Source organism: Pseudomonas sp. CFII64 (assembly GCF_000416235.1).
In the GTDB taxonomy this organism is placed as follows: Bacteria; Pseudomonadota; Gammaproteobacteria; order Pseudomonadales; family Pseudomonadaceae; genus Aquipseudomonas.
This window is the reverse complement of the sequence record NZ_ATLO01000026.1, coordinates 63,598-75,578: the sequence shown is the minus strand read 5'-3', so window position 1 is coordinate 75,578 and position 11,981 is coordinate 63,598. Positions and strand designations below refer to the sequence as shown.

The 11,981-nt window shown below is 58.1% G+C and carries 14 protein-coding genes; 4 read left to right on the top strand and 10 right to left on the bottom strand.

Annotation, left to right across the window (positions count from 1 at the left end; all coding sequences use genetic code 11):
- Positions 1-144 precede the first annotated feature (144 nt).
- Entirely contained in the window at positions 145-423 is a 279-nt protein-coding gene (gene rpsT, locus CFII64_RS11920; protein ID WP_020291033.1) for a 30S ribosomal protein S20, read from the top strand.
- Positions 424-618: 195 nt separating this feature from the next.
- On the opposite strand, the gene CFII64_RS11915 is transcribed toward rpsT, so the two are convergent.
- The 5 genes from CFII64_RS11915 to rplU form a co-directional block, all read right to left on the bottom strand.
- Positions 619-1,083: a CreA family protein gene (locus CFII64_RS11915; RefSeq protein ID WP_020291032.1), complete on the bottom strand. Its 465-nt coding sequence runs from the start codon at positions 1,081-1,083 to the stop codon at positions 619-621.
- 29 nt (positions 1,084-1,112) lie between these two features.
- Positions 1,113-2,231 (bottom strand): glutamate 5-kinase, encoded by a 1,119-nt coding sequence (gene proB / locus CFII64_RS11910; protein WP_020291031.1) that lies wholly within the window; start codon positions 2,229-2,231, stop codon positions 1,113-1,115.
- A 103-nt stretch (positions 2,232-2,334) separates the two neighbouring features.
- On the bottom strand, positions 2,335-3,558 hold the full coding sequence (gene cgtA, locus CFII64_RS11905) for an Obg family GTPase CgtA (RefSeq protein ID WP_020291030.1): 1,224 nt from the start codon (positions 3,556-3,558) through the stop codon (positions 2,335-2,337).
- Between the two features lie 235 nt (positions 3,559-3,793).
- Entirely contained in the window at positions 3,794-4,069 is a 276-nt protein-coding gene (gene rpmA / locus CFII64_RS11900; protein ID WP_020291029.1) for a 50S ribosomal protein L27, read from the bottom strand.
- A 32-nt stretch (positions 4,070-4,101) separates the two neighbouring features.
- Complete coding sequence (rplU, locus tag CFII64_RS11895) at positions 4,102-4,416, bottom strand: 50S ribosomal protein L21 (RefSeq protein WP_020291028.1); 315 nt, start codon at positions 4,414-4,416, stop codon at positions 4,102-4,104.
- Between the two features lie 240 nt (positions 4,417-4,656).
- Between rplU and CFII64_RS11890 the strand changes: the two genes are divergently transcribed.
- Positions 4,657-5,625 (top strand): polyprenyl synthetase family protein, encoded by a 969-nt coding sequence (locus CFII64_RS11890; RefSeq protein WP_020291027.1) that lies wholly within the window; start codon positions 4,657-4,659, stop codon positions 5,623-5,625.
- 255 nt (positions 5,626-5,880) lie between these two features.
- Entirely contained in the window at positions 5,881-6,123 is a 243-nt protein-coding gene (locus CFII64_RS11885) for a hypothetical protein (RefSeq protein WP_020291026.1), read from the top strand.
- A gap of 90 nt (positions 6,124-6,213) precedes the next feature.
- On the opposite strand, the gene CFII64_RS11880 is transcribed toward CFII64_RS11885, so the two are convergent.
- The 5 genes from CFII64_RS11880 to CFII64_RS11860 form a co-directional block, all read right to left on the bottom strand.
- Positions 6,214-6,831 carry an FKBP-type peptidyl-prolyl cis-trans isomerase gene (locus CFII64_RS11880; RefSeq protein ID WP_020291025.1) on the bottom strand — a complete coding sequence of 206 codons (618 nt, stop codon included), beginning with the start codon at positions 6,829-6,831 and terminating at the stop codon, positions 6,214-6,216.
- 219 nt (positions 6,832-7,050) lie between these two features.
- Positions 7,051-7,356: a DUF6482 family protein gene (locus tag CFII64_RS11875; RefSeq protein WP_020291024.1), complete on the bottom strand. Its 306-nt coding sequence runs from the start codon at positions 7,354-7,356 to the stop codon at positions 7,051-7,053.
- Positions 7,357-7,496: 140 nt separating this feature from the next.
- On the bottom strand, positions 7,497-7,985 hold the full coding sequence (locus CFII64_RS11870; RefSeq protein WP_020291023.1) for a TIGR00645 family protein: 489 nt from the start codon (positions 7,983-7,985) through the stop codon (positions 7,497-7,499).
- Positions 7,986-8,155: 170 nt separating this feature from the next.
- Entirely contained in the window at positions 8,156-8,485 is a 330-nt protein-coding gene (locus CFII64_RS11865) for a hypothetical protein (protein WP_044901312.1), read from the bottom strand.
- Between the two features lie 247 nt (positions 8,486-8,732).
- On the bottom strand, positions 8,733-11,168 hold the full coding sequence (locus CFII64_RS11860; RefSeq protein ID WP_020291021.1) for a Lon protease family protein: 2,436 nt from the start codon (positions 11,166-11,168) through the stop codon (positions 8,733-8,735).
- Between the two features lie 277 nt (positions 11,169-11,445).
- On the opposite strand from CFII64_RS11860, the gene CFII64_RS11855 reads away from it, so the two are divergent.
- Positions 11,446-11,934: a DUF3015 domain-containing protein gene (locus tag CFII64_RS11855; protein ID WP_020291020.1), complete on the top strand. Its 489-nt coding sequence runs from the start codon at positions 11,446-11,448 to the stop codon at positions 11,932-11,934.
- The last annotated feature ends 47 nt before the right edge of the window (positions 11,935-11,981 follow it).

Genomic DNA, 11,981 nt, shown 5'->3' with positions numbered 1-11,981 from the left:
GCACCGGAAATAAATATCCCGGTCAAACACAGCGACCACTCAGCGGAACACATCAACTGCCCTTGACAACACATCAAGTCATCGGCATGATTCGCGGCCTATTTTGTTTGCTATTTCCTAAAAAGTCTTTCGAGGAGCTCGACGGTGGCCAACACACCTTCCGCCAAAAAACGTGCAAAACAGGCTGAGAAGCGTCGCAGCCACAACGCCAGCCTGCGTTCCATGGTTCGTACCTACATCAAGAATGTAGTTAAAGCCATCGACGCAAAAGACGCTGAAAAAGCGCAAGCTGCTTATGTTCTGGCCGTGCCAATCATCGACCGTATGGCCGATAAAGGCATCATCCACAAGAACAAAGCTGCTCGCCATAAAGGTCGTCTGAATGGTCACATCAAGGCTCTGAACCTTGCTGTTGCTGCCTAAGCGACACGATTGTTAAAAAACCGACCTCAGGGTCGGTTTTTTATTGGGTGGGATTTGGCGATGCGCGGCTGAGCCAATGGGACTGGACGTGATGGATCCCGCAGGACCGGCCTCAGCCGGGAGACCGGAACTCTGACGACGCAGCTGCTGCGGATCAGCTGCCCCACCCCTCCTGGCCGAAGCCGGTCCTACACGTCAAGGCGCTGGCACCCACGGCAGGATAGGAATCGCTGTCACGGCATTCTGCGGGCTGCCTTCGATGATTCGGTCGCTGTAAACCAGATACACCAGCGTGTTGCGCTTCTTGTCCAGGAAACGCACGACCTGCATGGTCTTGAAGACCAGCGACGTGCGCTCCTTGAACACCTCGTCACCGTCCTTCAGGTTTTCCTTGAAGCGAATCGGCCCGACCTGACGGCAGGCGATGGATGCTTCGGCACGGTCTTCAGCCAGGCCGAGACCGCCCTTCACTCCTCCGGTCTTGGCGCGGGACAGATAACAGGTCACGCCCTCGACCTTCGGATCATCGAATGCCTCGACCACAATCCGGTCATTGGGCCCGACAATCTTGAACACGGTTGAAACCTGACCAATCTCTTCGGCCGAAGCCAGCAACGGAAAAGCCAGCAACAATCCCAATATTCCCTTCACGACGCGCATCAAATCTTCCTTCTAGCAAAAGAACCTGATCAAACCAGAATCAGATTATCCCGGTGCACCAACTCCGGCTCAGCCATGTAGCCCAGCACGCGCACAATGGCGTCGGATGACTGACCAATAATCTTCTGCGCCTCAAGGGCACTGTAATTACTCAAACCCCGCGCAACCTCGCGACCGTCCGGCGCGACACAGACCACCATCTCACCGCGACGGAAGCTGCCTTGCACCAGCTTCACGCCGACCGGCAGCAGACTTTTGTGATCAGTGCTCAGCGCCTTCACGGCACCGGCATCGAGCACCAGCGTGCCACGGGTCTGGAGATGCCCCGCCAGCCATTGCTTGCGCGCCGCGAGCATTTCACGCTCCGGCGAGAGCAGCGTACCCAGGCGCTCACCGGCCTTGAGCCGCGCCAGCACCCGCTCGATGCGCCCACCGACGATAACGGTGTGTGCGCCGGAACGAGCAGCCAGACGCGCCGCACGCAACTTGGTCTGCATGCCGCCACGACCCAACGCGCCGCCGGTACCACCGGCAACAGCGTCCAGCGCCGGATCATCGGCACGCGCTTCGTAGATCAGCTGAGCTTCGGGGTTGTTGCGCGGATCGGCGTCGAACATGCCGTCGCGATCAGTAAGAATCACCAACAGGTCAGCCTCGACCAGATTCGCCACCAGCGCCGCCAGCGTGTCGTTGTCGCCGAACCGAATTTCATCAGTCACGACCGTATCGTTTTCGTTGATGACCGGGATGACACCCAGCTCGACCAGCGTACGCAGGGTGCTGCGGGCGTTCAGGTAGCGCTTGCGATCAGAAAGATCGTCATGGGTCAGGAGGATTTGCGCAGTATGCCGGCCATGCTCGGCAAAACTCGATTCCCACGCCTGAACCAGACCCATCTGACCGATAGCGGCAGCAGCCTGCAGCTCGTGCATGGCACTGGGTCGTACCGTCCAGCCCAGACGACTCATCCCGGCCGCGACGGCCCCGGATGACACCAATACCAGCTCAACGCCTGCTTCATGCAGCGCCACCATTTGCTCGACCCACACACCCATCGCCGAACGATCAAGGCCTTTGCCGTCTGCCGTAAGCAGGGCACTGCCGATCTTCACGACCCAGCGCTGGGCGCCCGTCACTTTGCTGCGCATCATCTTCCAACCTTAGCCAGAGAATTTTGGTAGATACAAATTCAAGAAACCGGATACAAAAACGCCGCTTATAAATAAGCGGCGTCTAGTTTACTGCACCCGATCAGTCACGGACGTAAATGATTTCCGGACCATCTTCATCGTCCTCGTCATCTTCATCCCAATCGTCTTCACCAATGTCATGCACGCTCTTCACGCCGCTGCGGCGCAAGGCACGCTGATCATCCAGCGCCTGCAACTGGGCACGCGCTTCATCTTCGATGCGCTGATCCAGCTCGGCCAGCTCTTCAGCATAACCAGGCTCCTCGACCAGCCGCAGGTTGCGCTCTTCGAGGTAACGCATGATGTCGCGACTCAGCTGCTCGGTGCCTTCTTTGGCAATCGCCGAGATCACGTAGACCGGACCGGTCCATTCAAGACGATCAACGATTTCCTTGACCCGGGCTTCGTGCTCTTCTTCAAGGATCTGGTCGCACTTGTTCAGCACCAGCCAGCGGTCACGCTCAGCCAGGGACGGGCTGAACTTGACCAGCTCATTGACGATGATTTCGGCGGCATCCGGAGCACTGGATTCATCCAGCGGCGCCATGTCGACGAGGTGCAACAGCAAACGCGTGCGCGCCAGGTGCTTGAGGAAACGAATCCCCAGGCCCGCACCATCGGATGCGCCTTCGATCAGGCCAGGAATGTCAGCAACAACGAAGCTTTTCCAGCGATCAACACTGACCACACCCAGGTTCGGGATCAGGGTGGTGAACGGGTAATCAGCCACTTTCGGCTTCGCAGCGGACACCGAGCGAATGAAGGTGCTCTTGCCGGCATTTGGCAAACCCAGCAGACCGACGTCAGCGAGAACCTTCAGCTCCAGCTTCAGATCGCGCTGATCACCAGGCTTGCCCGGCGTGGTCTGACGTGGCGCACGGTTGGTACTGGATTTGAAACGGGTGTTACCCAGACCGTGCCAGCCGCCCATGGCAACCAGCAAGCGCTGACCGGCCTTGGTCAGGTCGCCGATGATTTCCTGGGTGCTCGCATCGATAACCGTGGTGCCAACCGGCACGCGCAGCACCAGCTCTTCGCCTTTCTTGCCCGTGCAATCGGCGCTACCGCCATTGGAACCGCGCTCGGCGTCGAAGTGACGGGTGTAACGGTAGTCGACCAGGGTGTTGAGGTTTTCGTCGGCGATCATGTAGATCGAGCCGCCATCGCCGCCGTCACCGCCGTTAGGGCCGCCATTCTCGATGAATTTTTCGCGACGGAAGCTCATGCAACCGTTGCCGCCGTCACCGGCCTTTACTCGAATGGATACTTCATCAACAAATTTCATAACGCACGCCTCCCGCCACAGGGACGAGCTGAACAACATAAATTCATAAGACTCTTGCAAAAATGAGCGTTGCGATACCGATCAGAAACCAGCGACCTCAAGGGGTCAACATCACAACAGCCCGCACAAACAGTTTTGCAAGAGACTCACCAGAAACGTTTACAACCTGCAACCAACAACCTTCAAAAACGAAAAAGCCCCGTCGCGAGACAGGGCTTTTCCAGCTGCTGCATGATTACGCTGCGGAGACTGCAGTCTTCGGAACGATGCTCACGTAGCGACGACCGAAGGCGCCTTTAACCTGGAACTTGATCACGCCTTCCACTTTCGCGAACAGGGTGTGATCTTTACCCATGCCAACGCCGTAGCCAGCGTGGAATTGGGTGCCGCGCTGACGCACGATGATGTTGCCCGGAATGATAGCCTGGCCGCCATACATCTTAACGCCAAGGCGTTTGGCTTCTGAGTCGCGACCGTTACGGGTACTACCACCAGCTTTTTTGTGTGCCATGAGTCAATTCTCCAAATGAGGATTAGGCTGAATTAAGCCTGAATACCGGTGATTTTGATCTCGGTGTACCACTGGCGGTGGCCCATACGCTTCATGTGGTGCTTACGACGACGGAACTTGATGATGCGGATTTTGTCGTGACGACCTTGGGAGATCACTTCAGCAACAACGGTGGCACCAACAACAACTGGAGCGCCGATGTTCACGTCGTCGCCATTGGCAACCAACAGAACGCGATCAAAAGTAACGGATTCGCCAGTGGCGATTTCCAGTTTTTCGATCTTCAGGTATTCACCTGGGGCAACCTTGTATTGCTTGCCACCGGTTACGATTACTGCATAAGACATGGTATTTCTCCGTAAATCCTGCTCACCCAGCTCTTTATAAGTAGAGTATCGGCTGGCATGGCTGCTTGGGGCTGGAACGGCCCGTTTGCAATTGCGTAAGGCAGGTGCTGCCCAGGAAAGTTAGGGTGCGCGATTGTACGCAAGGCGCAAGACTGATGCAAGAGCCCAAACGTCATGCCTTGACACCTTCGGACCCGCAACCTAGCATGCGGCGCATCCCTTCTGGAGCACCTGTCGCTGATGCAACCTCAAGCCTTCTACCGCGCGGTGGCGGACGATTTTAGTGCCGTTGACGTCATAATCAAGAAGCAGCTGACGTCGCGCGTACCGCTGGTCTCGAAAATCGGTGACTACATCACTTCGGCCGGAGGCAAACGCCTGCGCCCGTTGCTGGTACTTCTGTGTGGCAAGGCCCTGGGCCGCGAAGGCGATGACCTGCGCCTGCTGGCCGCCACCATCGAGTTCCTGCACACCGCAACCTTGCTGCACGACGACGTCGTCGACATGTCCGGCATGCGCCGTGGCCGTTCCACCGCCAATGCGCTGTGGGGCAATGCGCCCAGCGTGCTGGTCGGCGACTTCCTTTATTCGCGCTCTTTCGAAATGATGGTTGAGCTTGGCTCGATGCCGGTCATGAAGATCCTGTCGAAAGCGACGCGAGTGATTGCCGAAGGCGAAGTGCTGCAGCTGTCGAAGATCCGCGACGCCAGCACCACCGAAGAAACCTATATGGAAGTGATTCGCGGCAAGACAGCCATGCTGTTCGAAGCCTCGACGCACAGCGCCGCAGCCTTGTGCAACGCGAGCGAAGCACAGAGCGAAGCCCTGCGCACGTTCGGTGACCATTTGGGTGTGGCCTTCCAGCTGGTTGACGATCTGCTCGATTATCGCGGCGACGCGGAAACCCTGGGCAAGAACGTCGGCGACGACCTGGCCGAGGGCAAGCCGACCTTGCCATTGATCTACACCATGCGCGAAGGCACGCCGGAGCAGGCAGCCCTGGTGCGTCAGGCCATTCAAAAAGGCGGCCTGGAAGATCTGGAAAGCATCCGCGACGCGGTCGAGAAAGCCGGCGCACTGGATTACACCGCACAATTGGCCCGGGATTACGTCGCCCGCGCCATCGCCTGCCTCGATGCCCTGCCGCCCAGCGAGTACCGCGATGCGTTGGTGGAGTTGAGCGAGTTTGCGGTAGCGCGTACCCACTGATCGCTTGCCTCAGGCAAACGAAGCCCGTCCATGTGACGGGCTTTTTGTTGCCCGACCATGCAGGGGGCGGGCAGCGGCAGGTATAAAATCATCACAGCCTGAACTGGCGCTATCGGGGACAAGCCCCCTCCTGCCGACTCCGCTATTAACTGACCTCAGTCAACCACTCGGCGCAAAATGCGAACAATTCTCAATAGAGACTTGCTATTCCATCAATAAGAATTATTCTCATTGGACATACCAAGGAGAAGACGCATGACTTATTTGATCGATGCATGGCTGGATCGCCCGCACCCTTACCTCAGGATTCTTCACCGGGAAACGGGCGAAGTCTGTGCAGTGCTGGAAGAGGAAGCGCTGGATGAATTACGTGATCAGGGCGATCTGGACGTGCATGACCTGAGTTCGAGCGAACCGGTGGTGCTCAAGGAGCTGGTGCGCAATCTGTTTCTGTTCTGCTATGCGCGAGCGCTGCGCCCGGCGGGAGAGCTGCACTGACCATGAGCCAGCGCACTCCCCCGACCGAACGTCGATGCTGAACGAATCAGGGCGATCCGTTCAGCATGCACCTGATACGACTGGAGTCGATCAGAGAACGTCAAGCAACTCGACGTCGAATACCAGCACGCTGTGCGGCGGGATGCTGCCAACGCCTTGAGCGCCGTAAGCCAGCTCGCTCGGCACGTGCAGACGCCATTTGCTGCCGGCATTCATCAATTGCAGTGCTTCGGTCCAGCCAGGAATAACGCCGCCAACCGGGAATTCAGCCGGTTCGCCACGATCATAGGAGCTGTCGAACACAGTGCCGTCGATCAGTGTGCCGTGGTAGTGCGTACGAACCTGATCTTCACGCGACGGCTTGGCGCCATCGCCGGAGGTCAGCACTTCAAACTGCAGACCGGAAGCCAGCGTGGTCACGCCTTCACGCTTGCCGTTCTCGGCCAGGTAAGCCAGACCAGCGCCAGCAGCCTGTTCAGCCTTGGCAGCCGCTTCGGCCTGCATGATTTCGCGGATAACCTTGAAGCTGGCGGACATTTCTTCCTGACCCACACGGCTTGGCTTGCCACCGAATGCATCGGTGAGGCCTGCCAGGATTGCATCCAGATTTACGCCTGGTGGTGGATTGTCGCGCAGCTGGTCGCCCAGTTGACGGCCGATGCCGTAGCTGACGCGGGTTTCATCGGTAGACAGGTTAACTTCGGACATATCGCTGCTCCGCAAGGGGAACGCTCAAACAAAGCGCCCCGAACCAAAAGGGCGAGCAGCCTAGCACAGATGCATGACCCGATTCTGCAGGACCGCCTTCAGCCGGGAGAAGGTCAGCCGATTCGCAACTGGAACTCCCGTCCTCCCGTCCTCCCGTCCTCCCGGCTGAAGCCGGTCCTACGGACTGTGGCAAAGCAATGAGCTCAGAAGATGAGGCCTTTACCACTTCGAATGAAAACTGATCGGCACCCGCAGCGGGTCGCGCTTGTCCACCGGCATGCCACACATTTCGTCATGGACCACGGCGTGGACGAGGTGAAAGGGTAACGGCGGCAAATCCTTCAGCAACTCTCGGGCATGCTCGACCGAGCGCAAATGCATGATTTCGCCGTTGTCGTCATTCAAATAACCCACCGTGCCCTGCAATCGCGCCTGCAGCAGGTAGATTCCGCCTTCGATGGAGATCAGGTTCAGTTCGTCGATGCTTCCTGCGTTGGCATGCCTTGCCAGTTCATATGCGTTCATTTGCCATCCCTCTAAAGCTGCACGTTTGTTATGCAAAACCACAAACCCCGTACAACAACATAGCGGATCCAAACGCCAGCAACGACACCGCCCGTCCATCTTGCGATGGCCGGGCGGCGTGGTCATGCAGGGAGCCCGGATCAGTGCTTGGTCAGCTTGTCCAGGTAGCCCATGGCGAAGGCCGATACCACGAAGGTCATGTGAATGATCACGTACCACATCAGGTATTGCGGCTCGATGTTCTTGGCATCCATGAACACCCGCAGCAGATGGATCGAGGAAATCGCAACGATGGACGCGGCCACTTTCATCTTCAGCGATGAAGAGTCCATGGTGCCCAGCCAGTTGAGTTTTTCCTTGCCTTCATCGATATCCAGCTGCGAGACGAAGTTCTCGTACCCGGAAATCATCACCATCACCAGCAGGCCGCCCACCAGCGCCATGTCGATCAGCGACAGCAGCACCAGAATCAGGTCCGATTCAGCCAGGGCAAATACGTTGGGCAGGACGTGGTAAATCTCCTGGAAAAACTTCAGGACCAACGCGAGCAAACCCAGAGACAAACCGAAATACAGCGGCGCCAACAGCCAGCGCGAGGCGTACATGGCATTTTCGATAAAACGTTCCATTGAAACTCACAGATGGTTGGAAATGCCGGCGAGTATACCAGCAGCTCTGGAATTCATAGAACGCTGTTAAATGGGGGGGGAGAGAAACCGTAATGAACGATGCCACTGCTGCATTTCACGCCTCAGGCATGGCTTGCAAGACACCGCTGAAGGAAGAGATCGAATGGCCTCTAGAACGGCGAGGTCTTTCTGGGTTGAGTGGCATCGCCGTTGAGACGGCGTAGTTCACCTTGCAGATGCACGCTCCAGATGGGGATATCGTCGCTCACCTGATAACCCTGCAGGGCAAGGCTTTCGGCAATGGCCATCATCACCGACTCGGCGGCCAGAGAGCCGTGAAACGGTCCTTGAACCTTGATTGCGGAAGGCTGACTCCCTGACATTCCTGCGGCAAACAGCAACGTCCACATGCCGTTGTCACCTGAGAGGGGGCGGATTGCACATTCGATTCGGGTCATCAGACCCAGGCATTGGCGAGTAAGACAGAGGCTACGCAACATGGCGAGCTCCTCGTTGTTACGGTATTCACCTCCCGATACTACTGAAGCGGCGCGTCAGTCCCTTTGACAACCGTGGTAACAACAGAGGATAGAAGAAAAGCCGGAATCGAAAGGAGCTGGGGATGAATGGTCGCCTGTGAAGGAACTGTTGGAGTGAGGCTTGCCCGCGAAGAGGCCAGTACATTCATTGAATCCTTGTATCTGATCCAATGCCTTCGCGGGCCAGCCTCGCTCCAACGAGCCTGGGCTACGCCTTCAGCTCAGGCGCCAACTGCGCAGGTTCTTTCTCCAGTTCTTCCTTGAGGTCGTCGTCACTGAGCATTTCAGAGATGTCGCGCAGACGCTCCACCACCCGCGCATTGACGCTGCCTTCAGGAAACTCGCCATTTTCGTCAGGCTCGCCCGCCGGTTCACCCACCAACAGGCTCAACGCCTCGTCGGCCTGACGCACCGCATAGACGTGAAACTGCCCGGCACGTACCGCTTGCAGCACGCGTTCGTCCAGCATCAGCGTGGCGACGTTGGCTTGCGGAATGATCGCGCCGTGTTCGCCGGTCAGGCCCCGCGCCTCGCACAGTCGGAAGAAGCCTTCGATTTTCTCGTTGACCCCGCCCACTGCCTGCACTTCGCCAAACTGGTTGATCGAGCCGGTGATCGCGAAGCACTGCTTGAGCGGTGTTTTCGACAACGCCGAAATCAACGTGCACGCCTCACCCAATGACGCGCTGTCGCCATCCACGTAACCGTAGGATTGCTCCAGGGCGATGCTCGCGGAAATTGCCAGCGGGAATTCCTGGGCATAACGGCTGCCCAGATAACCGGTGAGGATCATCACGCCCTTGGAGTGGATCGGCTGGCCGAGATTGACCTCGCGCTCGATGTCGACAATGCCGCTGCCGCCGGGGTAAACCGTCGCGGAAATCCGCGCGGGCACGCCGAACGCCGAATCGCCGACCTCCAGCACCGTCAGGCCGTTGCATTTGCCCACGGCCGCGCCGTCGGTGTCGATGAGGATGATGCCCGCCAGCATGTCGTCGAGAATTCGCGCCGAGACTCGCCCGGTGCGCGTCGCCTTGGCCTTGAGGGCTCGTTCGATGTGCCCGGCGTCGGTTTTATCGTCGTTGGCCAACTGGCGAATGAAGTCCGCTTCGCTGACCAGCTGAAACAGATCACCGATTTTTGCCGACAAACGGCCCTGATGCTCGGCCAGACGTGCGCTGTAGGTCGCCAGTCGCGCCACCGCATCGGCGGTGAGCGGCGCCATGCCCTCTTCCGAGGTGCGGGTTTTCAGCAGTTGCGCGAACTGTTCGAGGGTCTCGTCGTACATCGGGATGTCTTCGTCGAAATCCACCAGTACACGAAACATTTCCTGGAAGTCCGGATCCAGGTCTTGCAGGGTGTAATACAGCGAACGCGCGCCGATGATGATGACTTTGACCTGCAACGGGATCACTTGCGGGCTCAGCGTCACGGTCGCCAGGCGACCCATTTCACCCAGCGGCGATTCCATTTTCAGCTTGCGTGATTGCAACGCGCGCTTCAGGGCATCCCAGACGTAGGGCTCGCTGAGCATTTTTTCCGCTTCGAGCACCAGGAAACCGCCGTTGGCCCGATGCAAGGCACCCGGCCGCAACTGACGATAGGTGGTGTAGAGCGCGCCTTGATCAGTGCTGTACTCGATACGCCCGAACAAATTGTCGTAGGTCGGATGCGGCTCGAACACCACCGGCGCGCCGCCGCTGGCGGAATGGCCGACCACCAGGCTCGGGCTGTATTGCTCTTCCAGCAGCTTGCGGGCCTGAGCATCGGTATTGCTTTCGTCGACCAGCTGCTCGACCACGGTTTTCAGCAGGTAAACCTGCATCGCTTGCAGATAAGCGCACACCGCGGCGTTTTCCGCGTACTGCTCGGACAACGGCGCCAGCAACGGCTGCAAGGCCAAGGTAATGGTTTCTTCGTTGAGCTGGCGCAGCAGATTGCTCGATTCGCGCTTCCACTGCGGCAGGCTGGCCAGTTCTTCGTTCAGACGCTCTTCCAGCGACGAAATGTCGTCGTGGAAGCGTTCGCGATCCGCTTCCGGCAGTTGCGAGAACTCGGCCTCGTCCAGCGCCTTGCCGTCCAGCATCGGCGTAAAGGCGATGTTGGTGCTGTCGCGATACAGGGCGATGTCTTTTTCCAGAGACAAACGTTCGATCACGTCCAGTGCCTTGTCGTAGCGCTGATTGAACGCGCGGTCGATGGCGCTTTTCTTCTGCTGGTAGGACGGGTGTTCGAACACTGCCGGGAACGTCGCCAGCAGGTTATCGATCAAGCCACCGATATCGGTGATGAACTGGTGCGCGGTGCCGGGCGGCAGCTCCAGCGCGCGAGGTTCGCGGGGCTCATCGAAATTATTGACGTAGACCCAGTCGCAAGGGGTCTGCATGCGCTTGCCCTCAGCCTTGAGGTAGCGCTTTACGAACGAGAACCGACCGGTGCCGGGCTCGCCCATGACAAATACGTTGTAACCGGGGCGCGGCATGGCCACGCCAAATTGCAGGGCTTCGACTGCTCGCTCCTGACCGAGCACTCCGCGAAAGGGTTCCAGATCATTGGTCGTCGAAAAGCTGAACTGTTCAGCGGAAAACGGACGTGTCAGCGCTTCGGGCGCAAGACGCAGGCTGGCAGCAACTGGATCGGGCATCGGGCATCCTTACATCACGGGGCAGATGACGGCATTCTGGCGCTCGCCGCACATGACTTGCAAGGCAGGATAATCCTGATGAGTGTATTGGCCCGCCAACGCTACAACCCGCTACGCGGCCGTTTTGTCGAATGAACAATTTGTAATAAACAGCGGAACCCTTGGAACCTGCCTAAACTCCAAGTTCCGCGTACCAGAAAAACACAACTCTGGCCGCCTTGGCGCTTGCACCGGCCATGAACCCTGACCCTTGGTTGAATATAAAGAGAACAAAGCTATGAAACGGATTCTTCTTGGTACTCTCTTCGCAGCTGTTTCCATCAACGCAATGGCCCAGGCTCCAGGCGGCCCGGATTGTGGCTGGGGCAACATGCTGTTTGAAGGTCAGCGCGGCACGCCCGCTCACTTTCTGGCATCAACTACCAACGGCACCTCCGGTAACGCCACTTTCGGCATGACCTCGGGCACCAACGGTTGCTCCACCAACAGCGCGCTGACCTACGGCGGTAAATCCTGGATTGCCATGAACGGCATGATGGACGAACTCTCCAAAGACATGGCAATGGGTCAAGGCGAAGCGCTGACCACTTACGCTGTGGTATTGGGCGTTGCACCGGAAGACCGTGCGCATTTCGCCGCAGTCACCCACGAGCACTTCAACCAGATCTTCAGCAAGGCCGACGCGACTGCTGACGACGTCCATAACAACACCCTCAACGTTCTGAAAAACGATGCAACCCTGGCGAAATACGCTACCCAGGCTTAAGCTCGTTGCGCCTGCCCCTCTGTCCGGAGGGGCAGGAGTTGTTGCGC